The sequence below is a fragment of the Clostridium yunnanense genome (genome assembly GCF_016595795.1).
Taxonomy (GTDB): Bacteria; Bacillota; Clostridia; order Clostridiales; family Clostridiaceae; genus Clostridium_AR; species Clostridium_AR yunnanense.
Genome location: NZ_JAENHN010000037.1, coordinates 318,197 through 343,918, shown reverse-complemented (window position 1 = coordinate 343,918; position 25,722 = coordinate 318,197). Strand labels below are relative to the sequence as shown.

Below are 25,722 nucleotides of genomic sequence, written 5' to 3'. Positions count from 1 at the left end.
GGCTTAGTTAAGTAAAAAGTAAAGATATAATTTTAACATGGTACTTTAAGGAGATATTATGATAGTAGGAACTGCTGAAGTAACGATAAGAATACCATGGGCTAAATCTTTAAAGGAAAAAAGAATGGTAGCTAAAAGCTTAATTCAAAGAGTGAAAAACAAGTTTAATGTTTCTATAAGCGAAGTTGAGCACCAGGACAATCATAAGCTTTTGGTTTTAGGAATAGCAACGGTAAGTAATAGCTCAAGTCATGCAAACAATTCCTTAAATGAGGTCGTAGACTTTATATATGATAATACTGAAGCGGAGGTAGAAGATATCAATATTGAAATACTTTAAAAAAAGATACCACCTCTACTTGAAAAGTATTTTCAAAACCTCAACGATCTTCAGTGAGAGAACTTGAAGATATTTTTTTCAATAGGAAGTGGTAAATTTATAAAGTATTCCTGTATCTAAACCTAATGTATACTTGTTTAAAAATATCGGTTCTGAGTAGCATCTAGCACGTATAACTCGATAGTTGAGCTAGTAACTCTATATTTTATAAGTGTTTAAATATAATATAAAAAAACAGTCTGTTATTATAATGAATACATACTCAATAATTGTTCATCACTAGAAGATAATGGGGTGCTGAATTTAGCTACTATCTGATTTTTATAGGAAGAGTTATCATTCATACCTTGTATAAAATCAGCTATAGCAACTATTTCATCATTTCCTGCATAGACTACACACTTATTAAGAACTTTTAAGTTAACTGGGGTTTTATTGCATATTACAACTGCCTTACAGTTGCAAGCTTCAACAATTGAAAGTGGGTAGCTGTTATAATTAGAAAAATCAACTACACACAAAGCTCCGCTGTAGAGGATTGGAAGATGAGTGTATTTAACTAGTCCGAGGAATATCACATCATCATCTAATCCGTACTTATTTATAAGTTTTTTTAATTTATTTAAATACCCAGATCGCTTACCAGAACCGTCACCGGCTATTACAAGCTTTATTTTATTTTCTTTTGTTTTAACCTGCTTCAAGATTTCAATTATAAGCTCTAAATTCTTTCTTTCTGTTATGCTACCAACATAGAGCATGTAAGGGTAATCAATCTTATAATTTCTCTTTAGAAAGTTCTTGCATAGGACTTTTTCCATAGGTTTAAATATTTCACTACACTTAGGATATACAACATTAATTTTATCTTTGTCTACCTCAAAATAATTAATTAGTTCATCTTTACTAAACTCAGAATTGACTATTATTGAATCACTTATGGACAAGGCTGCTGGAACCATCTTAATAAACTTATTTAGGTATTTTTCATCTATGTTCTTCTTGTCTGCCATTGGATAAAGAGTGTGTATAGTTGTTATATATTTGCAAACCTTTTTTTCAGGCATACTAAAACCATTGTTAGGTGAATGATATATACTTATATCATTTTCTGTAAGAAAATCTACTAATTTAGAGTAATCATTTTTAGTTCTATCTATAGTGAGTGGAACGAAGTCTATATTTTTAAGCCTTTCCCAATAAAAGCTTAGTGGAAAGTGATCCCAAATTGCGTGCATTTCATCAAAGGTAGTTGAAGAGTTAAGTAGACTTATAATCTCTCGAGAATAAGAAAACATATCTGTTCCTTGCATCTTAGATGCAGCTAATCCATCAATACAATAATTCATACTGTACCTCCTATAAAAATTCTTCTTCTATATCAAATTTACTGCTATCGATAACTATATTTTCCTCTGGGATACTTATTTTGTCTGCTATCTTATCTAGTGAAGGAACTTCTACATTTTCTTCAAATGATGGAGGTGGTTCAACTTTACTACTTGTAGAACTTACAGGATTATTATTAACAATGATTGGTGGGACTTCGGATAGTCCATCTCCATCAAAAGCAAGTAAGTAAGAAGTTTGTGCTAGTACTACCTCTTGATTTAGCATTTGAATAGTAGCGTCTATGATGTATAAGTTAATATTTTTATATGTTGAGTTAGCAGTCTTTAAAAGTATAGTTTTAGTAAACGGTAAGCTTCTTGTTATAACTGAGCGCCTTTTTCTATCGTCTCTGTATTCTAAAGTAAATTGTTTTATTCCTTGCATAAGTAGTATGGATTGTTTTTTTAATTCTAATTTCTGATTGTTAGATATGTCTACTGCTAAGTTTGTTGATATTAATTGGTTTAAAGGATGCTTTCGCCTATTTATATATATATAATCAGAGTGAGAAAAGGTTATTATATGTTCACAAGCAATTCTGCTAAGTTGGTCAGCATCACATATGCCAGTTATATTGACTCCATTCTTTATCATATTCTTCCTCAAAAAAATTACTTCATAAGATTATATGCTAAGAATATTGAATTCTTGATATTAATTATTTATATATTTTTGGTTATGGTTAAGAATACTGTTGAAATTAAGGGAAGATGAAGGAACTGATATATAAGTGAAATGTTAGAATTAAATGATTTTTTCAGATGGAAGCTCTATGGTTATAATCTAAAGGTAGAACATAATGGAAATGATGGTTTTAGTTCCGAAATTGTAATTGGATATGATATAATATATTAGAAAATGGTTTTAAGATTTCCTTAAGTAGTATAAAGTAGGTAAAGTCTACTGGAACTTTATGTAGAGGAAATGTTGTGTATAGTATATTTGAGGTGAAATTATGCGAAGATGCATTGCAATATTAATGGTTGTTTTATATACAAGTTTTTTATTGTCCGGATGTAAGCAAGAGTCAGAAGTAAAAGTGGTCAGTGAAGTAAGCTATGAGTACAATATCTTGAGTTATGCTCCATATACAGATTACTTAAAGAATCAAGTTACAGAATTTAATAAAAAATATCCTAAAGTAAAGATCAATGTGAATGATATAAAGCAAGATTCCTATATAAAAAGTGTTAATAATAGTATAGAGACTGTGGATAAAAAAACAGATTTGGTGCTTTTAACTGGTCAAGAACTGAACGACATGTTGCTTTCTAATAAAAACATAGTAACTGCAATTACTAGTGATGTAAGTTCTAGAGCAAAGAGCTATTCTCAAGGAAGAATAGATGAAATAACTGTGAACAATCAGATATATGGATTTCCATGGGATACAAAACCTATAGTGATGTTTTGTAATAAGGAACTATTACATAAATATAATGTGAATTTAGATGGTGTGAATACTTGGAGCATGCTAATAGATGCTGGTAAAAAGTATTATGAAGCTAGCGGGAAAAAAGAAAGTATTATGTTAATGAATGAAGAAAATGAAAAAACATTGGTAAAGATGCTATTATATCAGCTGGGAGTACCGTCAGAAAATCTAGATATGACTTCAGGTAATAAAAATCTCACCAAGGTAATTGACTTAGTATCGGACCTAAAGAAAAATAATATACTTAGGATAGATAATAACTTTGATTGCTTTAAATCGCCAATATTATTTGGTTCAAGCAATACTTATATGAATTTAGAAAAGATATATAAAGAAGGAAGTTTATTTGTTAAGGATTTGCCAGCTTTTGAACCAGGTGGAAATACTTCTGTGATTATGGAAGGTGTTAATGCTGTATTTTTAAATAATAAAAAAGATATAGAGCTACTAAAGCAATTTATAGCTGGTGCTCTAACAGATAAAAAAAGTCTTATAAAGTATATGTCAACTGATGGAGTATTTCCAAGTTATATCGATAGCTATGCTAATTCAGAGATTGATAAGAAGATACAGTTCTTAGATTATGATAGACTATGGGCGAGGATGACTATTATCGAAACAAATTCTAAGAGGAAAAAATATTACTATGATATGAGTAAGATGATAGACTCTTACATAGAACAAAGCAATAAGCTTGATGTACAAGTAAATGGAAATGTAGTGCATTAATTTAAACTATGAAATTGAGTTGTCCTACATCCGATACTTGATGAGCTCCGCAAAGAATTAATATGATTTTCTCATATTCCATAGCTAAACCTGTAAACTCACTTCGTTCAGACAATACAGGTTTTTAACGCTATTACATATGAAAAAATCATTTAATTCTAATAGCTTGCTCATATAGTATCTCCTGTAGAACAACTCAATTTTAATAATATCTAATAAGCTCTATTCATAAGAATACTAAAGAAATGCTACTTTAAATTATTAATTTATGAAGGAAGTTAAATATAATTTATATACAACAAAAAAATCAACCAGCACATTTAAGATTATAAATGTTGCTGGTTTTGCTTTTAATTAGTTCTGTAATAAAATTTTATTGTAAGCCTCTAGAGTATCTTCAGAGGTTTTTTTCCAGTTAAATGATTTACTTCTTTCATAACCTTTTAAAGCTAATTCATCTCTAAGTTGTTTAGAAGATATAAGTTTTGACATTGCGTTATAAAGTTCCTCAGAACTTAGTGGATCGATAAGTAGTGCTGTGTCTGAAACCACTTCAGGAATAGAAGTTACGTTTGAGGTTATCACAGGTGTCTTGCAGCTCATTGCTTCTAATGGAGGAAGTCCAAAACCTTCATATAATGAAGGATATACAAAAAATTCGCAACCATTGTAGAGTATCGGTAGGAAATCATCTTCTACAAAGTTAGTAAAGACAACTCTTTTATCTAAATGAAGCTCTTTGCATATATCCATTAATTTTATACCTTCATCTCTTAAAGAGCCTACAATCACTAAACTAAGGTCAGTATCAAGCTTCATTTTATTAAATGCCTGTATGATACCTAAAACATTTTTTCTAGAACTAAAGCCACCGATATATAATATAAAATTATTAGCGAAATTGAATCTTTTATTCACAATAGCTGTACATTCTTCTTTATCCAAAGGTTTAAAAGAAGTATCTGCAGCTAAAGGAGTAACAAAGATTTTATCTTGATCTATAATAGGAAAGAACTTCAAGATATCTTTCTTTGAATACTCAGAAACTGTGAGTATTCCGTCGCAACTATCAATTATTTTTGGCATATCAGTTAAGAATTTTTTCAAATATCCCTTGCCAACGGTCTCAGGCATAATATATGGAATTAAATCATGTATAGTAACTACTTTTTTGCAGTCAATCTGGTCGTTTAGACCTATCCCATTTTGAGGGACATGATATAAATCCACTTTTTTGTCGTACAAATAGTTTGGAAAATATATATTTTCAAAAAATCGCTGATGTCTTCTAGAGGCCATGATAACTTCAGTTTTTTCATCAGTGAATTCTTTAGAATTAGGGCCAGACCAAAAGAGGCTGTACTTATCTTCTAAATCTATATTCAGTAAGTTTTTTAAGACATTATAGGTATAAGTACCGATCCCAGTTCCTTTATACCAATTGATACCTCTGGCATCAACAGCAATCCTCATGTAAATCTCTCCTAAAATTCCTATAATATATAGATATTCTACAAAAGTATTTTGGTGCATTGTTATATCCATATATTGGAACAACGTCTAAGGATAGTACATATAATAATATGAAATATTTGCTGGAGGTTTCATTGTGAATATAGATGAAATAAAAGCTAGTATAAAAGAGCAGTACGGAATAGATGTAACAGAATGTATCAAGATTAAAAATATATACAGATTAAAATCAAACCATGGGGAGTATTGTTTGAAATTAATTAAATATCAATATCCTCATTTTTATTTTATCTTGTCAGCTATACTACATCTTCAAAAGCAAGGCTTTAATAAAGTGCCAGAGATAATAGATACAGTGAAAGGGGAAAAATATGTAAAGCTAGGGGATTTACATGCTTATCTTACACCTTGGGTTATTTCTAGAGAAAGTAACTATGATAATCCAATAGACCTGATGAGGGCTGCAGAGAAGTTGTCTGAATTGCATGTATGTAGCGAAGGATTTACATTGACAAATGAAATGAGACCAAGAATAGGGTGGTTTACTTGGACAAATGTGTTTAGTACAAGAATAGATGAAATAATGGATTTTAAAAAAAGAATTGGACAAAAAGCAGTAAAATCTGAGTTTGATAGGTTATACCTTTCATTAATAGAAGAAGAGGTAAGACGAGCTGTAGCTTCTATTGAAAATCTTAAGGACAGTAACTATGTTGAAATAATGGAGAAAGAAGTTTTGAAAAGAGGTTTCTGCCATCATGATTATGCGCATCATAATGTATTAGTTGAAGCGAGTAGTGATATATCAATAATAGATTTTGATTATTGCATATTAGACACCCATTTGCATGACTTAAGCTCTCTTATGATTAGGGCCATGAAGGACGGAAAATGGGAGATGGAAAAAGCAGATTTTATAATAAAATCCTATGAAGCTAATAAAAAAGTGTTACCAGAAGAAATAGCTATTATGGCTGCTTTTATTGAATTTCCTCAGCAATTTTGGCAGATAGGACTTCAATACTATTGGGAACAACAGCCTTGGGGCGAGGAGTTTTTCATTAAAAAGTTAAATAAGTATAGTGAGGATAGAAGGGAAAGACAGGAATTTGTTGATGATTTAAGAATTTATTTATAGAAAAACACACATCACTTGTTTTAGGAGGAAAGAACATGGATTCCTTGAAAGATTACCTGGAGAAAAGAGATATAATTATTTCTCCTAATCAAACGGAAAGAATTCTACAAACAAATTATAATGAATACAATATTTTAGAACAGATAGATTTAATATGTGATTTTCATAACCGAGTAAAAGACGGAGAGGGAATATATTTGTTGAGACTCCAAAGTAATATCGGTAAGGAAATGGAAGAATGTAAAGTTAATATAAAAAAGCTAAGAAAAATGCTCTTAAGTATAGAAAAAAAAGGCATTAAAGACGCTTTTGAAAACGAACTATCAAGCAGTGGGTACCAAATGCTTATTAAAGCTGAAGCGTGTGTAAAATATTTAGGAGAAGCTGAATATATAGAACTCATAAAAAGAAGTATGAGAAGTAATGAACTAAGTCTTGTAAACTGTGAAAACACAAACCTGTGGAGACGTAAAAATTATATTTGCATTTTTGACACATCAAAGCTTTGCTTTAACATGGTTGAATGGGATTGCATAACATACCTAAGTAAAATCAAAAGAAGAGGGATACACATAGATTACGGAAAAGTTATTGAAAGCTTTGTTTTAAAATCAGGTCTTGATAAAGTCAGTGAAGCTTATATAAAAGCTATGGTTTCTTATCCTTATGACTATATGAAGGTATGTGCAAGAAAAAGAGAAGGTAAGAAGAAATGGAGCGCAGAGGAATATGGAGAAAAATTATCTGTTGCAAAATTGAAAGATGGAGATTGTTTAGTATAACATCTATATAACTATCAATTTATATATTGCAAAAAAATCTCTATGGATTTATAACTTCAATCTAAATAAATTTTATTATGAAGTGGTACGTACAGAGCTACAGAGTTTTTAAGTATATATAAATTAAGTTTTAGTAAAGTAATTTATAAAGGGTGAAAAGGATGTTAAAGTTAAAATATGGAGATAAAAAATATCTTTGCGAATATGATCTTAACATTGAACTTTTTAATAAGTTCTCTATAGAGGTAGAGGATTTAGTTCCTGTAAGAAGCGTATTTATACTGGAAACTTCCAAAGGCAAAAAGATATTAAAGAAAATTGATTACTCAATCGACAGGTTGAATTTTATTTCACAAAACTTAGATTTTATAAAGAACACATTCCATAGAGCACTTACTATAGACATAGCTGAGGATGGAAATAGGTATGTTCTATGGGAAGGGGGAGTATATACCTTACTAGACCTAATTGAAGGTAGAGAGTGTGCATTTTCAAATATAGTAGACTTATCTATTTCGGCAAGAGATTTGGCTGTGATGCATAAAAGTTCAATAGGTATAATTAAGACCATTAATGGAAAAGTTAATACTAGCTATTCTTTAGAGCAAAAAGATATTACCCTTGGTAACCTGGAGGAATATTTTAAGTATTCTCTCACAGATATGAAAAAACTTAAAGAGCAAGTTATAAGTTACAGGCATAAAAATGAGTTCGACAAACTATTTTTAAATGAAGTTGATTATTATATAGAAGAAGTAAAAGAATGTATAGAACTGTTAAGAGATTCGAAATACAATGATATCTGTAAAGAAGAAGATAAAGTAGTGCTATGCCATGGAGATCTAGCACATCATAATATTTTAATTAAGGATGAAGAGGCATATTTCATAGATTTTGATTATTGTAGTATAGACTTAAGGGTTAAGGATATAGCTCAACTTATAACAAAAGCTATAAAGAACTTTGCTTATGATATGGATAAATTTAATACTATAATTGAGGCATATACAAGTGTTCTTAATTTAAGTAAAGAGGAATATACGCTTTTATATATTCTACTAAAATTCCCTTCAGACTTCTATACTGCTGTATCAGATTATTATTATAAAAATAAAGATTGGGATGAAGATGTATTTCTTGCAAGATTTATAAATAAATTGGAGTTTAGAGAAGACAGAGAAGAATTTTTAAAAGAACTTAATAATGAAAAGCTATAAAGTGGCAACTTTATAATAAAAGGACACTAATATTCAATAAATATTAGTGTCCTTTTTGTTATATATTGCGTTGTTATGGTAATGAAATTAATTAGTTATTCATCCATACAACGCTCTTTATAGATGTACCACTTCATAATATAAAACTTATTGTTGAGTGGTACATCTTTAATGAGCTTACGCAAAGAATTAATATGATTTTACAAAGATTTGTATGCGTCCAAAGTATCATACGCAGTCTTTTTCCAATTGAAGGTAGCAGAGTGAACGAGCCCTTTGGTTATTAAAGTCTTCGTCAGATCATTATCATCTAGAATTGAAAGTATTTTTAGACAAATATCTTCAGTACTCGAAGGATTACTCAATAATGCTGAGTCGCCACAAATTTCAGGTATGGAAGTTTCAGTTGAAGCCACCACAGGAGTTCCACAAGCCATAGCTTCTAGAGGTGGTAGTCCAAAGCCTTCATAATAAGAAGGATAAACAAAAATCTTCGCACCATTATAAAATATAGGCATATCTTCTAAAGGAATAAAGTCTGTAAATAAAACCTTTGAGCTTATCCCAAGCTTTTGAGCCTTATCTCTATAAAGGTCATAAGATATACCTTTCTTTCCTGTTATAACTAAAGATAAATCTTTGTTATATTTATGAAGCAAAAGTTCATAAGCTTCCATAAGACCTATTATATTCTTTCTAGGACTAAAACCACCAACGTATAGAAGAAAATCACCTTCAATTCCATACTTTTTGCTTAAGTAAGATTTGCATTGCTTTTTGTTTAGAGGTTTATAAATGTCTTCTGCAGCAAGATGAGTTACAAAAATCTTTTCTTTTGGAAAATTGAATTCTTTGTATATATCTTCTTTAGAAAAATTAGAAACTGTAATTATACCATCACATTTTTCGATTATCCCTGGCATATCTTCATTAAATATCTTAAGATACCTTTCGCTACAGGTTTCAGGCATTCTTAAAGGGATGATATCATGTAAGGTTATTACTTTTTTACAATCAATATTACTGGATAGTCCAACGCCATTTTGAGGGATATGATATAAATCTATATCATTTTCATTCAATACATTTGGAACTCTAATCTCCTCCCAAAAATTAAATGATTCATTTTGCTTAGCTACGCCAGTTTTAAAGTTGCTTCTGAAATCTTTCTCAAAATGAAATTCTTCAGGTAAGAAGATTAAATAATTATTTAAAAAATCTATTTGATTTAAATTATTTATAAGTTGATAGGTATAAGTGCCAATACCAGTTCCTCTATACCAATTAGCTGCTCTTCCGTCTATAGCTATCTTCATATATAAGTCCTTTCGCATTTCTATATTTTATTATATTAAGCAATTACAAAAAGTGTTAATAAAAGGATACGCCTGTACATATAAATATATAGGAGGTGAGCACTATGATGAGGGAATTTGAAATTGAAAGACAGTTTGATATAAAAATTGAGACACTAAGGCCGAATAAAGGAATATACTATTTGAAATCTAATAAGGGAGAAAAATGCTTAAAGAGGATAAACTATGGTGCACAGAAGCTATTGTTTGTATATGGTGCTAAAGAACATCTTATAGAAAATGGCTTTAACAAGGTTGATAGGTACGAGCTTAATATCGATGGAGAACCATTTGCCTTAGTAAATGAAGACTTATACACTCTCTCACAGTGGATACCAGGAAGAGAGTGCGACTTCCACAATTTAGACGAAGTTAAGATAGCGGCAAAGACCCTTGCATTGCTCCACGAAGCTACAAAAGGATACGATCCTCCAGAAAACTCTAAACTGAAAAGTGATCTAGGAAGATGGCCACATCTAATGGAAAAACGAATGAAATCTCTAGATAAAATGAGAGATATGACTAGGAAAAAATCTCAGAAAAGCGACTTCGACTTAAATTATATTAAATCAATGGAGTTCTATAAAGAACTATCTAAGAGAGCGCATAATGTTATGCAGACCTCCTCTTACCTTGATTTATGTGACATTGCAGAAAATGATAAATCTTTTTGTCATCATGACTTTACCTATCATAATATAATATTAGGTGATGATAATGAAGTTTATGTGATAGACTTTGATTACTGCAAAAGAGAGATTAGGGCATACGACATAGCTAATTTTATGATAAAAGTGCTGAAAAGAGTAGATTGGAACATAGAATATGCTAAAGCTATATTAGAATCATATAGCTCAGTTGGAAATCTCAAGGATGAAGAATATAGAGTTATATTTGCATTCTTGCTATTTCCTCAAAGATACTGGAGACTTGCTAATAGATACTACTATAACGAAGTCAACTGGGGACAGAACACCTTTAACAATAAGCTAGAGGGAATCATCAATGAAAAAGAGATATATCTAAAATTCATTGATGAGTTTAAGGAAATGTATGACCAAAAAGAATAGGAATAAAAAAAATAAGCTGCCGTTATGGTAGCTTATTTTTTGTGATTTATAACTATATAAAATTGAAATGCTCACACCTCCAATGCTTTGATGAGCTTCGCAGAGAATTAATATGATTTATGCCTATCATAGGAGGGGAAGAAAATTTATCTAAGACTTTAACAAAAAGTGGGTTGTTACATACTATATAATGTGAAATCATAGCTGCGAGGAGAAGTTTATGAAAGTCGGTGACTTAGTTGTAAGAAAGTCATATAGTAAGGATATAACTTTTAAGATTATAGATATAAGAGAAGATGATGATGGAGTTTATTATGTTTTAAAAGGTATTAATATAAGAATAATAGCAGATGCGAAAATAGATGATCTAGAAGAGGTTGATGAGCAATTTATAGCGGAAAAAGATAAAATCTTTAATGCTAGAGTAAATGAAACTATTAAAAGAGTAATGGTATCAAGGGAGGTGGTTGGACATAAAAATATAACGAGAGTAACCAAGTCTCCCAAAATTATACCGGAAAAAGAGTTAACCTTTGGACGACCAGGGCGAATACTCCATGTTGATGGTGATTCTCAATACTTAGATGCTTGTATGAAGGTTTATAAACAACTTAATCTCAATGCTACAGGAAAAGCTATTGTAGAAAAAGATCAACCTTCGCAGATAGTTAATTTAGTAAAGGAAATAAAACCAGATATAGTAGTACTTACTGGACACGATGGATTAATTAAGAATGCTACAAACTACCTAGACCTGAATAATTATAGAAACTCAAAGTATTTTATTCAATCGGTTCAGAATTTAAGAAATTATAATTCCAGTTATGATGAATTAGTGATTTTCGCTGGTGCATGTCAATCTTGTTATGAGGATATATTGGATGCTGGTGCAAACTTCGCCTCAAGTCCAAATCGGGTCCTAATCCACTGCCTAGATCCTGTATTCGTATGTGAGAAGATAGCTTATACAAGGATAGATCAAGTGGTTTCTATAACTGATGTCATTGAGAATACCATAACAGGTATAAAGGGTATTGGAGGACTACAGACTAGAGGAAAGTATAGGGAAGGGTATCCTAAGTCACCTTATGTTTAATGGTGTTTAAGTAGGTAGATTAAGCAAAAGAAAGAACCTCAATCTTCAATGAAATTTAAGATTGAGGTTCTTTTTAAGTTATCTATACATGCTATGAAAATTCTGATTAAGGATCAAACTTAGTAGTCTGTCTTTGAGTAAGCTGAGCACCATACTTTGAAGCTAAAGAAACTAAGGGTTTAGGCATAAGTTCATATTATTATATTACATTTTTACTTGTTATTTCGATATATGCCATTTATGACTTTGTAAAAAAGTACTAAGTAAGATATTTAAAAGTTTTATTGTTAATAAATATAATTGTTTTTTCAATAATTCTTTATTTATTAGTTAAATATGATGTAAAAGAGTATAGGGTAAAGTAAGGTTGCTTGTTTATAATCTTAGTATGTATATTTATGATGTTAAGAGCTAAACATGATAATCGTGGTAAAAATATCAGTGCTATAATTAGCAATAATAGCCTATGGAGAAAAAAGCATATATATTTCTTTCCACAAGAATTCAATAATGAAGAATTAGAGATAATTGAAGAAAAAGTGCAAAAAGTCTTTGGTATACTTGAAGGGCAAAGATTTGAAAAGAAGGTTGGAGATATATTTATTTGGATAAAAAAAAGACGAGGTAAAACAACTATAAGGTTAGTAAATCAACTGGATTATTCATGTGATGATATTGTTTATGATATTATTAATATGTATAAAGATATAAAAAAGTATATAATTGTGAAGAGTTTAATATTCAACGAGAAGAAATTAAGAAAAGTATTTTTCAGCAAAAATATGGGAATGGCATTTAATATAGAATTTAAATTCATAGGAGGAATTCATGACTTGGAGTAAAATGAAGCAAAGTTTAGATAGTTTTCTTTGTCCTGCATTATATGGTAGGGTAGAATATTGTGCCACCAGCTATCGATATTTATCTGACAAAGTGGGACGATGTCATATTAAAGTGGATAAAAAGAATATATTCAATATGAACGATACAAGCACCTTAATCAGATGGTATCAGACAGAGCATGAAATAAAGAATGATCCAAATATTCAAATTTCTATCAATAGTGAGGAAATTGAAGCGGTTAGAAAAGGTACTAAGGGGACAGTCCCAGAAGATCGATTAAAAGTAATTGCAAGAGATAGAAAAATATCAGAATATGCAAAGGAAATGTTATACTTACAGTCAGTACTAAGCAAATCAAATTTTAATATTGTAGCAAATAGATTTTTAGCTATTTCTATAGAGGAAAGTCTAGAGAGTAATGATATCTTATTAAATATATTAGCCTTAGTGGACAGAAGAGTTGGGAAAAAGCGACTTTTAAAGATGGCAGAGAAAATGAAGTTGAAGCACCCAATTGTACAGTATTTTTATGAGCTGCGGCTTAGTACTTTTGATATGGGGAACTAATTAGATTATGGATACTTATTCCTAATCTATGTTCGATAAAAGGTAGGGTAAATTTAATTTAATAGTTCGTTTATAAAATAAATAGCCTAAAGTAGAAATATTTTAAAACAAATTCTACTTTAGGCTATTTTATTCTTTAGGAATTTATACTTCTACTTCTTTAGCTTCTTTTTTCTTATTCATATAAATAGAGAATATTACGCTAAGACCAAGTATTCCTATAATGATTAATATTGATGCGAGTATTGGTATATGTAGCTTGAAAGAAAGAGCAAGTTTTAAACCAGTAAATAATAATACAAATCCTACACCATACTTAACATATTCAAAGGTACTTTGAAGTCTTTCAAGAAGGAAGTAAAGATTTCTAAGTCCTAATATAGCTAATATATTTGAAGTGTAAATTATAAATGGATCTGTAGTTATTGAGAAAACTGCTGGTATTGAGTCAATAGCAAATAATATATCGGAACCTTCAATCAAAAATAATATTGCAAATAATGGTGTTGCATGAAGTACTTTATCTATTCGTACAAAAAACTTTTCTTCATGGAGTTCTTTAGTAACTGGAATAAATCTCTTAAGAAGCTTAAGCATTTTGCTATCTTCAAATGAAGCATCATCATCTTCTTTATTAGCTAAAATTTTATAGCCGCTGGCAATTAGAACGATACCAAAAATATATAAAATCCATTGGAATCTGCTTACTACAGCAACTCCTAATAATATAAATATCAGACGTAAAACTATTGCTCCAAAAATTCCGTATTTAAGCACTCTTTCTTGGTATTTTGCTTTAATTCCAAAACTAGAGAATACTAAAAGAAATAAAAATAGGTTGTCCACACTAAGGCTAAGTTCAATTACATATCCACCAAGAAATTCAAGGGATTTTGTTGGTCCCTTATCAAACCATAGAAATGCAAAAAATAGCATAGCAATAGAAGTTATTAGTAAAAAGTTTTTAAGTGCTTTTTTCGTTGACATTGTTATCCTCCTAAAAATAAAATTCGTCCTAAGTAGCGTGGTATAGATTATTTTTTTCTTTTGATGAAATATAGTTATCCAGTGGCTTATTATTAGAATAAGTTTTTTACTGTATAGCTATAAAAAACTTGTTAATCCATTGAAATAGCTAGGTGTAGCTAACAAGTAAATTTAAAACTTTTCTAGACAGTAAAAAAAAGATACTCTGAAACAATGTACATATAAAAAGCTAGATGTACATTGTTTCAGAGTATCGCAATTCAAACGCAAAACCGGGATTATATCCGTGCTGACGATTTTTGCCACTGTATTTCAGCTTGCTACTACCTCTGAACTATATAATATAGTATTTTACACTATGTTTATGTTCATTGCAAGAAAAGATTTACTTAGTTGTAAGCTGTATACGTTTTGAAAATTAAGTGTTTTGTATGGGGCTAGTATAAACTACAAACTGCCTAGTCCTTCCCATATTATAAGCTAGCTTTATTATTGTTTTCTCTTCAGAAGACATTTCTCGGTTATACATCTTTTCAAATTGTTTTATTAAGGACACAGTGTCAATCTTTTCTTTAGGTTCTTTAGATTTTCTGGAAGTATTTGGAGAGTAAATACTGGGCTTAATATTAGTGTTATCATAGATGGTCTTAAAAATTTCAGAAGTGTAGTAAGCATCATTAAAAGCATCATGAAACTCATTGTCAGATTTTAAATTTAAAAGTTCTATAGCTGTTTTTAAACCAACCTTTGAGTTATTAGGAGATTTAAGATATAATGAAGCGGTTTTTTGAACGTCTATATAATACTTAGAAATTGAGGAAGATGATAAGTTATAGAATTCTATATTTCTAAGAAGCTCTTTAATATCCACTGTGCCCCAAACGCATAAAATCACCTGGTCGTCACCGATAAATTCCAAAAACTCTTTATAAACAGATACAAAGTCTTTACTGGAGCTAACGGTATTATTATTTATCCTAGTTAACTTTTCCACGTAAGGATGAATATTAGGATATACTTCAGGTTTAATTAGAGCATTAAAGCTAGAGAGTGTTTCAAATCTTTCATTAAGTTTTAATGCTCCAATTTGAATAATTTCAAAGGGCAAACGAGAACTACTACTAGGATTTTCTTCTGGAAAGTCAATATACTTCTGATTAAACTCTAAATCATATATTACATAATTCATATTTCACCTACTTTCTACATTGTGAAGTTATCCTGATTTATAGGGCGCCTAGCTCAACTATTAATTTATACATGCTAGAAAATCCCCAGAAGCCGAGATTTTTGAACGAGTATAAATTAAGTTTTGTCACAGCAACCCTTTAAATATGTACAATATAATGTTTCTTATATAAAGGAAAAACAATCTCAATAATATCATTTTTGGGGAGGTGTAACAAAGGCTTTCATTTCTTTAATGGTCATAGGACCGATCTTCTTTGAAACTAAATTGCCTTCAGAATCAATGAAAATTGATGTTGGGATAGAAACAATGCTATATTTTGTAGTCACATCTTGGTCTAAATCTAGAGCGACAGTAAAGTTATATTTATTTTTATCCATGAAAGATTTTATAGTAGAGGCATCTTCGCCTAGGTTAATTGTTATAATAACTAAATCAGAATCTTTAGATTCTTGATAAAGTTTCTCTAGCTCAGGCATTTCTTCTCTGCAAGGTGGACACCAGGTAGCCCAAAAATTGAGAAAAACTTTTTTTCCTTTAAAATCACTCAAAGAAATCTCCGTGCCTTCTAGGGTTTTTAATTTAAAATCGATGGCTTTGTTATCTGATGTGTTTTTAAATATTTCATTTTTAGAAATACTGGAATTTGTAGGTTTTGACTGATTAATTTGATTTGTAGCTTTTGTATTATCAGCATCGACGGATGCATTGACTTTTATAGCTTTATTCTTATTGTATCTTATTACTGTATAGAAGCTTAAACTAAATAACACTACTACCGCTAATATAAAAAATAATTTTTTCATGATTGAGTCTCCTTTTTAATGTTTTCTATATAAAAGTTATCAAAAGTTAATAAAGTTTACATATCTACTCAAAGTATTTAAGTTGTTTGTAAATACTAAAATCCCCATAATTATGAGAAGTAGGCCGCTTACAATAGATATGCTTTGAGAAAACTTTAAAACATTACTTTTAAATTTCATGAAGCTATCAATGGCCATAGCTGTTAATATAAAGGGAATTGATAAACCAAGAGAATAAATGCTTAATAAAAATATTCCCTGATAGACTGTAGTAAGATTACTTGAATAAATTAATATAGAAGACAATATAGGTCCAACACAAGGAGTCCATCCAGCTGCAAAAGCCATGCCTATTAATATAGGACTAAAGCTTTTACTGAAGTTTATAACAGATAAAAGCCTCTTTTCACGATAGAACATTTTAATTTTAATTATTCCTATAGTGTGTAATCCAAAAACTATCATCAAGGAGCCGCCTATTTTTCTGAATAAGGTTTGATTACTGATTATTAATTTTCCAAGTGTTGTAGCCGAGGCCCCCATTATAATAAATATTAATGAAAAACCAAATACGAAACCAAGTACTTTATATAAATTTATTATTTTATCTTTATTAGCATGGTTATTGTTCATAGAGGAACCAGTCATATAACCAATATATGCCGGTACTAGGGGCAACACGCAGGGAGATAAGAAAGAAAGCAATCCTGCAGAAAATGCCAACAAAAATGGTACTCCATCCAAGTATATCAACTCCTTTTATATTTATAGACGAAAAACTCTATAATTAAACTTATATTCTAAAAATAGCCTTAGGTTTATTCATCCTTAGTTATAGCAATCTATTATACCAAAGTTCTATGAAGATTATGTAAAGAACTTACTTAATAAATTGTATAAATGTTTTTTCATAAATATTACCTATAACTATATTATAGTCATTATTAAGTGATAATTATACTTAAAGTGGAATGGAAACTTACTAAAAACATCCTATTCAATTAGCTATTTAGTATAGGAATTTCACAAGGTATATAAGGAAAACACCGAACAAATAAGTTCAAGCTTTTCTATGATCAAAAACAAGTATTTCCAAGTATAACAAAAGGAGCCCATTAAGAGCTCCTAGGTTTTCTGGTATATATTTATATCTTAGAAATGAAGTTATTTATTAATAAATTTAACTAGTTCCTTGTTGAATCTTTCACGTTCGTCATAAAAAGTAGCATGACCGCTGTCTTCGAAAGGGATAAACTTTGCTTTCTTGATGGTCTTGCTTTGTATTTTTCCTAAAGAGAAAGGCACAACCTTGTCGTGAACACCATGAATAATCAGAGTTGGAACATGGATAGCCTCTAAATCAGAAAATAGCACTTCATCTAACCAAGTATTTGATATGGCGGCAGTTGCCCAACCTGCTGCTTGTAAGCCAAGCTGCAAAAACCAGTTTGCAAATTCTTCTGTTATGTGTTTATGGAAAAAGATATCTCCAAAGCCTTGAAGCATTTTAGGACGATCAGTATATGTTCCTTCAATAAGTTGTAAAACAGTTTCCTTATCAAGACCGTAAGGAAAATTAGGACGTTTTATAAGACTAGGTGCGGCAGCAGCAAAAAGAGCTAGTTTTGAAACACCATAACCTTTATGACGAGCCATATATCTAACTGCTATGGCGCCCCCCGTTGAATGGCCGGCTAAGGTGATGTTCTCTAATTTAAGTGTTTCAATAACTGTTTTCACATCATCAGCTAAAGTATTATAGTCATATCCATCCCAAGGCTTATCTGAGTTTCCAAAGCCCCTAGTATCTATACCTATACATCTATAACCAAGTTCAGGAAGTTTGTCAAATTGATATTCAAATAATCTATTACTTCCAGGCCAACCATGAAGAAATAATATTGTCTTTTCCCCACAAGGGTTAAGATCTTCTACATAAATCTTTACATTAGGTTCTACTTTAATATAGTACCCCATTTATAGCCTCCGCTAGAAATACTCATATTGATAGGGTATTCAGAGTGTGATAGATTTGTGAATTAATATTTGTTCGGATTCAATTTTAAAATTCAAGCTCAATTTCTGGTGCATCATTAACTTGTAAATACCATATTTTATAGTTATTCTCTTCAGTTGCATTTGGATTGTCTGTGGGATCTTTGGTTTGTACAAGATGAGAGCATTTAAAAATATAGGTGGTTTTCTTTAAATTAAAGGTTAGGCAAATATTATCTTGCTCGGTATATCTCTCATCAAGTAGGCTTTTCCCACCATTGGTATTTGATATAAAATCTTTTGTTACTTTTACTACATCCTTGCATTGGTCTAGAGTCATATTAGAAGATGGATTAAAATCAAACCGTACTCTGCCTTGCTTATCGTAAATGTTTATGTCTTTGAGCATAGGAAAGTTAGAGCTTATAGAAGTCTTATATTGATTAACCCAGGGTAATTTTATAGAGTGGGCACCACTAGCTGAAATCATTCCTATAGCGAACCAAATGTAAAAAAATGCGATTGTAAATGGTACAAGAAGGACTATGGCGATAAAAGAAATAATTAAGGGTTTCTTCATTTTATTCACCTCCCTTTATAAGTATAGATAGGTAATATGAAAATGATTTTATTATAGTATACAATAAATTACCAATTTATAGTGTGGTTGAGGATCAACATATGCGTATTTTTATCTATGGGAAAAATCCACTTAAGAATATATTGGTATCGATGGCAGTAATAAAGGGTTTTAATTTGTCCACTAGTATATTAAGATATGGTTGAGCGTAAGCACAGATACATTCCCCCTAGGAATATATACTTTTTATGAAAAAGGGACATACAATTAAGATACTTGTAATCGATCGCATATGAAAATGCAGATGCGCAAAAAAACACTGAAGAAAGTCGCTTCAGCGATTTTTCATAGAAAAGGAGTAGATATGATGAAATTACGTAAAAAGCTGATTACATTTTTGTTTGCATTTAGTGTAGTCTGTTATATAAGTAGTGTAAGCAATATGAAAACTGCCTTTGCGATAACTCTTCCTGAAAAAGCTTTGATAGTAAATGAAAGAACAGGTCTTCAGCTACATATGGATGGTAACAATGGAATAGGGGCATGGAATGATCCAAGGAATACAGCAAATCAATGGATTCTTAAACCTATAGGAGATTATTATAATATAGTAAATGTTAGATCAAATCTTCAGTTACATATGGATGGTAACAATAAATTAGCTGCTTATAATGATAGTGAAAACAAGTCAAATATGTGGAGTATAACTGACGCTGGTAATGGTTATTATGTTGTAACAAATGTTAGGACAGGCGGTCAGCTTCATCTAAGTGGTGATAATAAAGTAGTTTCTTGGAATGATTCACAGAATCAATCTAATCATTGGAGATTAGAAGAGGATTTTAATAAAAATATTGAAATTAAGAATGTTGAAAAGCCTGTTGCAGTAGATAATACCAGTAATGGTGATAAAGTTGTAGCATATGCTAGAAACTTTTTAGGAACTCCATATGCTTGGGGAGGAACAACTCCAAAAGGATTTGATTGTTCTGGTTTTACTCAATATGTTTACAATAATTTTGGGACAAGCATTGGAAGGACAACCCATAATCAAATGAATTCAGGAGCAGCAGTTTCAAGAGAGAATCTTAAAGTTGGAGATTTAGTTTTTACTGACCCAGGGCATGTTGGAATATATGTTGGAGATAATCAAATGATACATGCACCATATTCAGGAGCTAAAGTAAGAGTTGAAGGTATCTGGAAGTTTTATGCTGCAAGAAGAATAATGAATTAAATTTATAATATTTATAGAGCATAGCTAAGTAGTTATAACTATTTAGTTGTGCTTTTTTGATATATAAAGGCATGGATTTTTTCAAGCTTACAATTTCAATTATTAAGCTGAACTTTTTATGTTATATAGTAAAGATAAAACTTATTAGATTGTAATGCTTTTTTATATACGCTTAGAAAAACACATGTATAGTAATTATTTTTAGATTAGGTAGATTCATAAAAAAATCGCTAACTTAAAGAGTAAATTAGCGATTTTTATAAAAGTAGGAGGATATAACAATTATATACGGATATAGTACTTCATAGTAAAACCTATTATTTTAAAATTCTCTCCCCAGAATACGTGAGAGTTTTAAAAATAGAATTACAAAAAATATTACTTAAGAGCTAATGTAACTTCCACCATTTACATGAAGTACTTCACCAGTAACAAAAGTCGAGTCGTCTGAAGCAAGATAAACATAAGTTGGCGCTAGTTCTACTGGCTGCGCAGCTCTCTTCATTTCTGTATCTAAGCCAAAAGATGTCAAGTATTCTGCATGGTTGCTTGATGGTTGGAGAGGGGTCCAAACTGGACCTGGGGCAACTGCATTTACACGAATACCTTTTTCTACAAGTGAAAGTGCAAGTGAACGAGTGAAACTCACAATAGCTCCTTTTGTACTTGAGTAATCTATAAGGCGTTTTTCTCCTTTATAAGCAGTGACAGAAGTAGTATTTATGATTACACTTCCACTGCTTAGGTAAGGTAGGGTAGCTTTGGTTAAATAAAACATAGGATATACGTTTGTACGAAAAGTATCATCAAGCTGCTTTGCACTAATGTCTTCAATACTCTCCTGAGGAAATTGGACTCCTGCATTATTGATTAATATATCTATTTTACCTAATGTATTAATAGTAATATCTACAATTTTTTTAGAAAATTCTTCATCTCTTAAATCTCCAGGAATTAAAATACATTTGCGTCCTTTAGATTCAATAAGTGTTTTTGTTTCGTTTGCATCTTTATGTTCATTTAAATATACAATGACTATATCTGCCCCTTCTTTAGCAAAGGCTAGGGATACAGCTCTTCCTATACCGCTATCTCCACCTGTAATAATAGCCACCTTGTTCTTTAGTTTGTCACTTCCATTGTAATCTGGGTTATCAAATATTGGCCTTGGATGCATGAGATACTCAAGTCCAGGTTGTACAGGTTGATGTTGAGCTGGAAAGGTTGTTGGAACTCTCTTGCACTCGATTTTATGACCCATATATGGGTAATAAAGAATCAAATCTTTACCTCCAAAAAATTGCTCAATTTAATATATGCAAAAAGCTTGAAATTGCAAAAGAAAGTTTAAAACTTCATATAATTGATTAAAATATATAAAAAAATAAAAGCATAAGTTGTAATAAATAAACCAGTAATTTAAGCTATACATGCGGGTTTATTACTCTAGAAAGTCGCGTTTATAACATAAACGCGACTAATTAAGTATTATTTATCAAATTCCCTAAAGATGATTATAAACAAAAGTAACAATAAAGCTATATTAAAATGATTTTATACGGCTATGATCATGAGTTTGGGCATAGTCAATACTTGGTTCACTATATGAATTAGATGAACCTGAATTTGTTCCCATGTTAGAACTTCCTTGTGAGCTTTGGCTAGAGTACTGGTTATTTTGTCCACCTTGACCAGAACTTGATCCTTGGCCACTGAACTGACTATTTTGCTGTGAACCAGAGCTTTGACTCATCTGATTTAATTGTTGCTGAGTTTGCTCTATAAGTTGACTCATTTGTGCAAGAGTTTGATTTGATTGAAGGAATTGACTAGCTTTACTTAAATCATTCATAGCACTTGTTATTGATGATTGTAGTTGTTGTTGGGTTTGTTGCTGTTGTTGTTGAGTTTGCTGCTTAAAATTTGTAATTTGTTGTTGCAGGTCTGTCATAACTCTATTTCCTTGAGCATTTACTTGACTACCTTGATTTTGTGAGCCTTGAGAGCTATTCATTGAACTTTGGTTTAGTTGATTTAATGTGCTTTCCATAGCACTCAATTGGTCTCTTAAACCAGTAATTTCAGCACCAATTTCAACATCATTTTTTTTAGAATCTATAAATGATTCTACAACCTTTTTACTTTTTTCGTCCATAACCAATCACTCCTTTTAATGTTTTTGTTACGAGAGTATCTTATCCACTCTAAAATTCTAATATACTGGTGTTATTTTTACTAAATCACCTATGATGTTGCCAAAGTTGAGAAAATATTAATTAACTCATAAGACTTTTAGAGGCTTTGTTAGAATTAGAATGGAGTATATTTACAAGTGATCCTAAGAAGGTTTTTGTAAAGTATGGAAGATTTGAAAAAAACAAAATTTGTTTATGGATGTATAAAAAAAATTCACTGAAGAATGCCTCTCCAATGAATTTTTTGGTTTTGTATTAAACTTCACATTTACCATCAGAACAAGTATTAGAATTAGAATCCTCCTCATCTAACTTTTTTGTAAGAAATTCTATAGATGGAGATGAGAGTTCTTCGTTTCTAACCTTTTTTAAAACATCTAGGAATAAGTCTGGTGATTGAGCTCCAGATACAGCATATTTATTATTAAAAACAAAGAATGGAACACCACTTATTCTTAGTGCTGAAGCTCTTTCTTCATCTTTTCTAACCTCTAAGGAATATTGATCTGTAGATAATATCTCTAAGGCTTTTTTGCTATCCAGACCAACTTCACCTGCTAGCTTAGCCAATATTTCATGATTAGATAAATCTAAGGAATCCGTAAAGTAAGCTTTAAGGAGTCGCTCAGATAATTCATTCATTTTACCTTCAGCTTTTCCATAATGAGATAGTCTATGTGCATCAAAAGTATTTGTTGGAATTAGTGTATCAAAGTTATATTCTAGTCTAAGAGTCTTAGCTTGGTCTATTAGTTGGTCATTAGATGCTTTTGCTTGTTCTACAGGTATTCCATATTTTTTTGCAATAAGTTGATGAATATTATCATCATATTTTTTTTGAGCAGATGGATCTAACTCAAAACTTCTGAAAATAAGTTCTACTTCATCTTTATATTCGAATTTATCTAATGCTAGTTCTAATCGTCTCTTTCCAATATAACAAAATGGACATACGAAATCGGACCATATTTCTATTTTCATACAAGTATCCTCCTAAAACCCTCTAATACTAATCTTATGAAATTTTATTTTATTATAGATGCATTAAGAGTTGAATTTTAGTGTTTTTTAAAAAATATAGGCAACTATAACTTACAGTTAAGAATTAGTATGGGTTAATAATAATTTAATGTTATTATAGTCAATAAAAATGTAATATTCAATGGTATACTTTAGATATATTTTATTGTAGAAAGGATACTTTAATAGATGGGGCAAAATGAAATTAAGATTGTAAATACAGTGTGTTCTAAAAACTGCTTTGCTACCTGCCCACTTAGGGTTTATGTTAAGGATGATAAGGTAATAAAGGTAGAAGGAAATGATAACAACCCAATAACGAGAGGAAAGATATGTGCAAAGGGGAGAGTTTATCCTGAAATTGTAAACAGTGAAGAGAGAATATTGTACCCTCTAAAAAGAACTGGCGCTAGAGGTGAAGGAAAGTACGAAAAGATATCTTGGGACGAAGCCATAGATTTGATATATATAAATTTTGATAAGATCAGAAGAGAAGATGGACCAGAAGCCGTGCTTTATTATCAAGGCAGTGGAAACTTTGGTGTTATGAGAAAGTATGCTTATAGCTTTTGGCATCAATTTGGAGGTTATACAGGAACTATAGGGGATTTATGCGATCCAGCTGCAGAAGAAGGCATGAAATATACTTATGGATGGAGAACACAAAATTCTTTAGCAGATCTTTTAAATAGTAAACTTATAATTTTATGGGGTGGTAATCCAGCTCATACAAATATACATGCAATGAATTTTATTAACGAAGCGATAAAAAAAGGATGTAAGCTTGTAACCATTGATCCAAGAAGAAATGAATCTAGTAGTAAAAGCATCCTTCATATATATCCAAGAGGTGGTACCGATGGATTGCTAGCAATTGGTGTAGCGAAGCTTCTTGTGGAAAATCATATAGTAGATAATGATTTTATAGAGCAGTATACCTTAGGTTTTGAAAGATATAAAGAGTTTCTAAAAGAATATACAATAGAAGAGGTATGTAGATTAACAGAGGTTCCACTAGAAGAGTTAAGTAAATTGGTAGAGCTTATAAAAGAAAATCCTAAGTATGCTATGATTTTAGGTTATGGATTTCAGCGATATACTAATGGTGGACAAACTATTAGATCCGTCTCACTTTTACCTGCTATAACTGGAAGTATTGGAGAAAAAGGCTGTGGAATATACGCTGGAGAAAGTCAAGGAGCAATGCTTAAGTGGCCGTACCTTCCTAAAGAACCAGCAAGAGTAAGACTAAGCATACCTAAAGGAATATTAGCTAGTGAAATAGAAAAAATAGATTTTCCTAAAATTAAAGCTATGTGGGTGGAAAAAGCAAATCCGCTTAATAGTAATCCTAATGTAGGAAAGTTAAAAACTACTTTAGATAAGGTGGATTTTATTGTAGTTACTGACAGCTTTTTAACTGATACTGCTAAATATGCAGATTTAGTGCTTCCAGTAGCTTCATTTTTAGAAGAAGATGATTTAGTAGCAGCATACGGACATCCGTATATTCAACTAAAGCAGAAAACTGTTAGTTCTCCAGGTCAGTGCAAAAAGGATAGAGAAATATATAGATTACTAGGTGAAAAGTTTAAATTTGATATGAGGTACTTACCAAAAGATGATATAGAGATATTAAATAATGTCATAAAATATAGTGGACTGAATATCACCCTTGAAGAGATGAAAGATAAGCCATATATTACTGAAGATTATGATGAAATTGCCTTTAAGAATAAGGATTTTAAAACATCCAGTGGGAAGATAGAATTTTATTCAGAAGATATCTTTAAAGACTGGGGGGTAAATCAGCTTCCAGTATATGAAGAGCCTTTTGAAAGTAAGTATTCTTTTAAAGAAAACTATTTGAAATATCCACTTCAATTAATAACTGCTCATGCTTTAGAGAGAATAAATTCTCAATTTACTGAAAGTAAGAGACTTAACGATATATTTACTCCGACTATCCACATACATCCAGAAGATGCTAAGTTAAGAGATATAGCTAATGGAGATATGGTGAAGGTATATAATCATAGGGGAGAGGTATTTGTAAAGGCTAAAATCATTGAAGGCATAAAACCAGGAGCTGTAAATATTTTTGAAGGTTTGTCAGAAAAAACAAAGATATCTGTTAACCATTTAATTGACGATATGATTACTGACATGGGATTTGGAGCATCTTATCATACTTGTCTTGTAGAAGTTCAAAAACTTGACCAATGAAGTAGTGTATTAATTGTTTAATTAAATGTTAAGCGTTTAGGATATAACAA

General features: G+C 30.7%; 24 protein-coding genes. 11 read left to right on the top strand and 13 right to left on the bottom strand.

Annotated elements, in window-relative coordinates; genetic code table 11:
* Positions 1 to 58: 58 nt before the first annotated feature.
* On the top strand, positions 59 to 340 hold the full coding sequence (locus JHL18_RS12965) for a DUF503 domain-containing protein (RefSeq protein ID WP_200269795.1): 282 nt from the start codon (positions 59 to 61) through the stop codon (positions 338 to 340).
* A 245-nt stretch (positions 341 to 585) separates the two neighbouring features.
* On the opposite strand, the gene JHL18_RS12960 is transcribed toward JHL18_RS12965, so the two are convergent.
* Positions 586 to 1,689 carry a glycosyltransferase family 4 protein gene (locus tag JHL18_RS12960; protein ID WP_200269793.1) on the bottom strand — a complete coding sequence of 368 codons (1,104 nt, stop codon included), beginning with the start codon at positions 1,687 to 1,689 and terminating at the stop codon, positions 586 to 588.
* 10 nt (positions 1,690 to 1,699) lie between these two features.
* Positions 1,700 to 2,326, bottom strand: coding sequence for a hypothetical protein (locus JHL18_RS12955; protein ID WP_200269791.1), 627 nt, complete (start codon positions 2,324 to 2,326; stop codon positions 1,700 to 1,702).
* A 361-nt stretch (positions 2,327 to 2,687) separates the two neighbouring features.
* On the opposite strand from JHL18_RS12955, the gene JHL18_RS12950 reads away from it, so the two are divergent.
* The gene (locus JHL18_RS12950; protein ID WP_200269789.1) at positions 2,688 to 3,896 is read left to right on the top strand and encodes an ABC transporter substrate-binding protein; all 1,209 of its coding nucleotides are present in this window, start codon (positions 2,688 to 2,690) and stop codon (positions 3,894 to 3,896) included.
* 354 nt (positions 3,897 to 4,250) lie between these two features.
* On the opposite strand, the gene JHL18_RS12945 is transcribed toward JHL18_RS12950, so the two are convergent.
* Complete coding sequence (locus tag JHL18_RS12945; RefSeq protein WP_200269787.1) at positions 4,251 to 5,369, bottom strand: glycosyltransferase family 4 protein; 1,119 nt, start codon at positions 5,367 to 5,369, stop codon at positions 4,251 to 4,253.
* Positions 5,370 to 5,505: 136 nt separating this feature from the next.
* Between JHL18_RS12945 and JHL18_RS12940 the strand changes: the two genes are divergently transcribed.
* The 3 genes from JHL18_RS12940 to JHL18_RS12930 all read left to right on the top strand — a co-directional run bounded on the left by JHL18_RS12940 (position 5,506) and on the right by JHL18_RS12930 (position 8,506).
* Positions 5,506 to 6,507, top strand: a complete 1,002-nt coding sequence (locus tag JHL18_RS12940) for a CotS family spore coat protein (protein WP_200269785.1) — start codon at positions 5,506 to 5,508, stop codon at positions 6,505 to 6,507.
* 35 nt (positions 6,508 to 6,542) lie between these two features.
* The gene (locus tag JHL18_RS12935) at positions 6,543 to 7,289 is read left to right on the top strand and encodes a hypothetical protein (protein WP_200269783.1); all 747 of its coding nucleotides are present in this window, start codon (positions 6,543 to 6,545) and stop codon (positions 7,287 to 7,289) included.
* 161 nt (positions 7,290 to 7,450) lie between these two features.
* Complete coding sequence (locus tag JHL18_RS12930; RefSeq protein WP_200269781.1) at positions 7,451 to 8,506, top strand: CotS family spore coat protein; 1,056 nt, start codon at positions 7,451 to 7,453, stop codon at positions 8,504 to 8,506.
* A 200-nt stretch (positions 8,507 to 8,706) separates the two neighbouring features.
* Here JHL18_RS12930 and JHL18_RS12925 read toward each other — a convergent pair whose 3' ends face one another.
* Positions 8,707 to 9,822: a glycosyltransferase family 4 protein gene (locus JHL18_RS12925; RefSeq protein WP_200269779.1), complete on the bottom strand. Its 1,116-nt coding sequence runs from the start codon at positions 9,820 to 9,822 to the stop codon at positions 8,707 to 8,709.
* A gap of 104 nt (positions 9,823 to 9,926) precedes the next feature.
* Here JHL18_RS12925 and JHL18_RS12920 point away from each other — a divergent pair, with 104 nt between their 5' ends.
* The 4 genes from JHL18_RS12920 to JHL18_RS12905 all read left to right on the top strand — a co-directional run bounded on the left by JHL18_RS12920 (position 9,927) and on the right by JHL18_RS12905 (position 13,437).
* Positions 9,927 to 10,931, top strand: a complete 1,005-nt coding sequence (locus JHL18_RS12920; protein WP_200269777.1) for a CotS family spore coat protein — start codon at positions 9,927 to 9,929, stop codon at positions 10,929 to 10,931.
* A gap of 220 nt (positions 10,932 to 11,151) precedes the next feature.
* The gene (gene yabG / locus JHL18_RS12915; protein ID WP_200269775.1) at positions 11,152 to 12,027 is read left to right on the top strand and encodes a sporulation peptidase YabG; all 876 of its coding nucleotides are present in this window, start codon (positions 11,152 to 11,154) and stop codon (positions 12,025 to 12,027) included.
* 371 nt (positions 12,028 to 12,398) lie between these two features.
* Positions 12,399 to 12,869, top strand: coding sequence for a hypothetical protein (locus tag JHL18_RS12910; RefSeq protein WP_207753017.1), 471 nt, complete (start codon positions 12,399 to 12,401; stop codon positions 12,867 to 12,869).
* Positions 12,856 to 13,437 (top strand): SF0329 family protein, encoded by a 582-nt coding sequence (locus JHL18_RS12905; RefSeq protein ID WP_200269771.1) that lies wholly within the window; start codon positions 12,856 to 12,858, stop codon positions 13,435 to 13,437. Before JHL18_RS12910 ends, JHL18_RS12905 begins: the two co-directional genes overlap by 14 nt.
* A 144-nt stretch (positions 13,438 to 13,581) precedes the next feature.
* On the opposite strand, the gene JHL18_RS12900 is transcribed toward JHL18_RS12905, so the two are convergent.
* From JHL18_RS12900 to JHL18_RS12875, 6 genes are all read right to left on the bottom strand, one after another.
* Positions 13,582 to 14,424 carry a TerC/Alx family metal homeostasis membrane protein gene (locus tag JHL18_RS12900; protein WP_200269769.1) on the bottom strand — a complete coding sequence of 281 codons (843 nt, stop codon included), beginning with the start codon at positions 14,422 to 14,424 and terminating at the stop codon, positions 13,582 to 13,584.
* Between the two features lie 418 nt (positions 14,425 to 14,842).
* Positions 14,843 to 15,613 carry a 3'-5' exonuclease gene (locus tag JHL18_RS12895; protein WP_200269767.1) on the bottom strand — a complete coding sequence of 257 codons (771 nt, stop codon included), beginning with the start codon at positions 15,611 to 15,613 and terminating at the stop codon, positions 14,843 to 14,845.
* Between the two features lie 194 nt (positions 15,614 to 15,807).
* Positions 15,808 to 16,419 (bottom strand): TlpA family protein disulfide reductase, encoded by a 612-nt coding sequence (locus JHL18_RS12890; RefSeq protein WP_200269765.1) that lies wholly within the window; start codon positions 16,417 to 16,419, stop codon positions 15,808 to 15,810.
* A 39-nt stretch (positions 16,420 to 16,458) separates the two neighbouring features.
* Positions 16,459 to 17,163: a cytochrome c biogenesis CcdA family protein gene (locus tag JHL18_RS12885; RefSeq protein WP_200269763.1), complete on the bottom strand. Its 705-nt coding sequence runs from the start codon at positions 17,161 to 17,163 to the stop codon at positions 16,459 to 16,461.
* 420 nt (positions 17,164 to 17,583) lie between these two features.
* Positions 17,584 to 18,396 carry an alpha/beta fold hydrolase gene (locus tag JHL18_RS12880; protein WP_200269762.1) on the bottom strand — a complete coding sequence of 271 codons (813 nt, stop codon included), beginning with the start codon at positions 18,394 to 18,396 and terminating at the stop codon, positions 17,584 to 17,586.
* 85 nt (positions 18,397 to 18,481) lie between these two features.
* Entirely contained in the window at positions 18,482 to 18,994 is a 513-nt protein-coding gene (locus JHL18_RS12875; protein ID WP_200269760.1) for a hypothetical protein, read from the bottom strand.
* A gap of 367 nt (positions 18,995 to 19,361) precedes the next feature.
* Between JHL18_RS12875 and JHL18_RS12870 the strand changes: the two genes are divergently transcribed.
* Positions 19,362 to 20,231 (top strand): NlpC/P60 family protein, encoded by an 870-nt coding sequence (locus tag JHL18_RS12870; protein WP_200269758.1) that lies wholly within the window; start codon positions 19,362 to 19,364, stop codon positions 20,229 to 20,231.
* Between the two features lie 382 nt (positions 20,232 to 20,613).
* On the opposite strand, the gene JHL18_RS12865 is transcribed toward JHL18_RS12870, so the two are convergent.
* The 3 genes from JHL18_RS12865 to JHL18_RS12855 all read right to left on the bottom strand — a co-directional run bounded on the left by JHL18_RS12865 (position 20,614) and on the right by JHL18_RS12855 (position 23,407).
* Positions 20,614 to 21,513: an SDR family oxidoreductase gene (locus JHL18_RS12865; RefSeq protein WP_200269756.1), complete on the bottom strand. Its 900-nt coding sequence runs from the start codon at positions 21,511 to 21,513 to the stop codon at positions 20,614 to 20,616.
* A 261-nt stretch (positions 21,514 to 21,774) separates the two neighbouring features.
* Complete coding sequence (locus JHL18_RS12860; protein WP_200269754.1) at positions 21,775 to 22,386, bottom strand: hypothetical protein; 612 nt, start codon at positions 22,384 to 22,386, stop codon at positions 21,775 to 21,777.
* Positions 22,387 to 22,681: 295 nt separating this feature from the next.
* The gene (locus JHL18_RS12855; RefSeq protein ID WP_200269752.1) at positions 22,682 to 23,407 is read right to left on the bottom strand and encodes a DsbA family oxidoreductase; all 726 of its coding nucleotides are present in this window, start codon (positions 23,405 to 23,407) and stop codon (positions 22,682 to 22,684) included.
* A gap of 228 nt (positions 23,408 to 23,635) precedes the next feature.
* Here JHL18_RS12855 and JHL18_RS12850 point away from each other — a divergent pair, with 228 nt between their 5' ends.
* On the top strand, positions 23,636 to 25,672 hold the full coding sequence (locus JHL18_RS12850) for a molybdopterin-containing oxidoreductase family protein (protein WP_200269750.1): 2,037 nt from the start codon (positions 23,636 to 23,638) through the stop codon (positions 25,670 to 25,672).
* The last annotated feature ends 50 nt before the right edge of the window (positions 25,673 to 25,722 follow it).

Excerpts from the sequence above, each read along its gene's own strand:
- JHL18_RS12965 (WP_200269795.1), top strand. The coding sequence starts at position 59 with ATGATAGTAGGAACTGCTGAAGTAACGATAAGAATACCATGGGCTAAA.
- JHL18_RS12960 (WP_200269793.1), bottom strand. The coding sequence starts at position 1,689 with ATGAATTATTGTATTGATGGATTAGCTGCATCTAAGATGCAAGGAACA.
- JHL18_RS12955 (WP_200269791.1), bottom strand. The coding sequence starts at position 2,326 with ATGATAAAGAATGGAGTCAATATAACTGGCATATGTGATGCTGACCAA.
- JHL18_RS12950 (WP_200269789.1), top strand. The coding sequence starts at position 2,688 with ATGCGAAGATGCATTGCAATATTAATGGTTGTTTTATATACAAGTTTT.
- JHL18_RS12945 (WP_200269787.1), bottom strand. The coding sequence starts at position 5,369 with ATGAGGATTGCTGTTGATGCCAGAGGTATCAATTGGTATAAAGGAACT.
- JHL18_RS12935 (WP_200269783.1), top strand. The coding sequence starts at position 6,543 with ATGGATTCCTTGAAAGATTACCTGGAGAAAAGAGATATAATTATTTCT.
- JHL18_RS12930 (WP_200269781.1), top strand. The coding sequence starts at position 7,451 with ATGTTAAAGTTAAAATATGGAGATAAAAAATATCTTTGCGAATATGAT.
- JHL18_RS12925 (WP_200269779.1), bottom strand. The coding sequence starts at position 9,822 with ATGAAGATAGCTATAGACGGAAGAGCAGCTAATTGGTATAGAGGAACT.
- JHL18_RS12920 (WP_200269777.1), top strand. The coding sequence starts at position 9,927 with ATGATGAGGGAATTTGAAATTGAAAGACAGTTTGATATAAAAATTGAG.
- yabG (WP_200269775.1), top strand. The coding sequence starts at position 11,152 with ATGAAAGTCGGTGACTTAGTTGTAAGAAAGTCATATAGTAAGGATATA.
- JHL18_RS12905 (WP_200269771.1), top strand. The coding sequence starts at position 12,856 with ATGACTTGGAGTAAAATGAAGCAAAGTTTAGATAGTTTTCTTTGTCCT.
- JHL18_RS12900 (WP_200269769.1), bottom strand. The coding sequence starts at position 14,424 with ATGTCAACGAAAAAAGCACTTAAAAACTTTTTACTAATAACTTCTATT.
- JHL18_RS12895 (WP_200269767.1), bottom strand. The coding sequence starts at position 15,613 with ATGAATTATGTAATATATGATTTAGAGTTTAATCAGAAGTATATTGAC.
- JHL18_RS12890 (WP_200269765.1), bottom strand. The coding sequence starts at position 16,419 with ATGAAAAAATTATTTTTTATATTAGCGGTAGTAGTGTTATTTAGTTTA.
- JHL18_RS12880 (WP_200269762.1), bottom strand. The coding sequence starts at position 18,396 with ATGGGGTACTATATTAAAGTAGAACCTAATGTAAAGATTTATGTAGAA.
- JHL18_RS12875 (WP_200269760.1), bottom strand. The coding sequence starts at position 18,994 with ATGAAGAAACCCTTAATTATTTCTTTTATCGCCATAGTCCTTCTTGTA.
- JHL18_RS12870 (WP_200269758.1), top strand. The coding sequence starts at position 19,362 with ATGAAATTACGTAAAAAGCTGATTACATTTTTGTTTGCATTTAGTGTA.
- JHL18_RS12860 (WP_200269754.1), bottom strand. The coding sequence starts at position 22,386 with ATGGACGAAAAAAGTAAAAAGGTTGTAGAATCATTTATAGATTCTAAA.
- JHL18_RS12855 (WP_200269752.1), bottom strand. The coding sequence starts at position 23,407 with ATGAAAATAGAAATATGGTCCGATTTCGTATGTCCATTTTGTTATATT.
- JHL18_RS12850 (WP_200269750.1), top strand. The coding sequence starts at position 23,636 with ATGGGGCAAAATGAAATTAAGATTGTAAATACAGTGTGTTCTAAAAAC.